Source organism: Gardnerella sp. CCPDSM (genome assembly GCF_056754715.1).
The window spans coordinates 1-1,590 of record NZ_JBQEQO010000022.1; the positions used below are offsets into that span (position 1 = coordinate 1).

Genomic DNA, 1,590 nt, shown 5'->3' on the forward strand with positions numbered 1-1,590 from the left:
TTCTTCTTTTAACGTTTGAACAGCATGCGACACGTTTTGCACATACCCTTTAGAAATCCTGCTCGCAAGCACGATTCTAACTTCGCCTGGTTTTTGAATCGGTATAGTCTGTTTTACTACAGGAAACACACGATCCATGCCAAATTGTGGAGCGAGGCAACGAACCCTATCCCCACACTTAATCGTCGCATAATGTAAACCTAACTCGGATAAGTCAACCGCGCTAAGGCTTATTTCTACATGCTCAAACTGGTTATCCTGTAACCATTTAGTAGCTTTGCGCATAAGATTAGTTGGGACTGTCACATTATTAAAATTAATAACTTTACAAACCCAGCCGAATGTTTTTTGCGCTTCACGAGATACTATATAGTTTTTCCCATTGTTTATTGAAGTAATATCAACATGCTTTTTAAGAACCTCGTTTTCACTATTCTCGTTTTCCAACTCTTTTCCGAGAGGAATAACCGCTGTAGTAACATCCTCTGCTGAAAGGTTTTCCGCGTATTCAAGCAGGTTTAAACCGAAACTAATATGCTGGCTTGTAGCTTTACCTATTTCTTCTAAACGTAGGTAGTCTAAGTAAAGTTTCCCGTCTTCTTTTCTAAGACGCACATATCCGCCAAGTTTTTCAACCATTTTACCCATGATCGCTTCAAGCGTGGTTTCAAAATTAGTAAACCTGTAGAGTGAATCATTCGAGTCAGATACTGTGACGAAACCAATTCTTATTTTCTTATAATCATCTACCTGACTGTTATGAGCTTGTAAAAGTTTTTCTAAAAGCTGGTAGGAACTCTGATCATGGTATTCTTTCTGAGGTTGAATACTATCCGCTAAGTAAGTTAACAACCCTACGCAAGTTACTTTCTTACTACCATACAAGTCTTTTACTTGTTCTCTAACCTCGCCGAAGAAAATCTCCTCATCGTCACGCCACACGCTTACTATTGATTTCCGGTTTTTAATAAGCTCATAGCAAGGGTTTTGACTAGGGCAAGTAAACGTTAACGTTCCTGCAGTATTAAGTTCCAAATTTAACGTGATATCATCAAGTACCGCTTTGTCATCATTTGGATAGTAAATCGTATTATCATCAAGCATGATCCTGTACACTCACAACCACCCCCTTTTATAGGAAATATTTACCATCCCGTTTCCAACGAATGTTAAACTCATGTTTGTTTTTGAACGAAGCTGTGGGAAACGGTTAACGCCTGTTTTAATCTCATACTTTTTACCATTAGAATCCAGTAGCATACTGTTAGATGACAGGTTGTTAAATTCTGGAATCAGTGTCATGTCAAAATCGTGAACGAGTGTTATTTCCCGCTTATCATCTACTTGCACACCCCATATTGTGTGAACCCCATCCGAATCATCTACACTATACTTATATGGCTGCAGCTTATAGTTGAGTGTGAGAGTTGAATAGTTTTTATCCGATTTAAAATCACTAACCCACACTCGACCCTGATAGTAGAACAATGGTTCATCATCAAGAGACAGTTTCACACTCTTGCCGTGGATTAACGTTTTAACACTATGGCATGTTTCACTCCACTTGTTTTTGTTTGCGACAATGAATTC

2 protein-coding genes are annotated in these 1,590 nt (G+C 38.6%); both read right to left on the minus strand.

The window, feature by feature from the left end:
• Positions 1-1,104: phage tail spike protein (locus ACTJLE_RS06225; RefSeq protein ID WP_481267876.1), on the minus strand; the 1,104-nt coding region annotated here is incomplete at its 3' end.
• Between the two features lie 12 nt (positions 1,105-1,116).
• The coding region (locus ACTJLE_RS06230; protein ID WP_481267877.1) for a hypothetical protein at positions 1,117-1,590 on the minus strand (474 nt) is incomplete at its 5' end.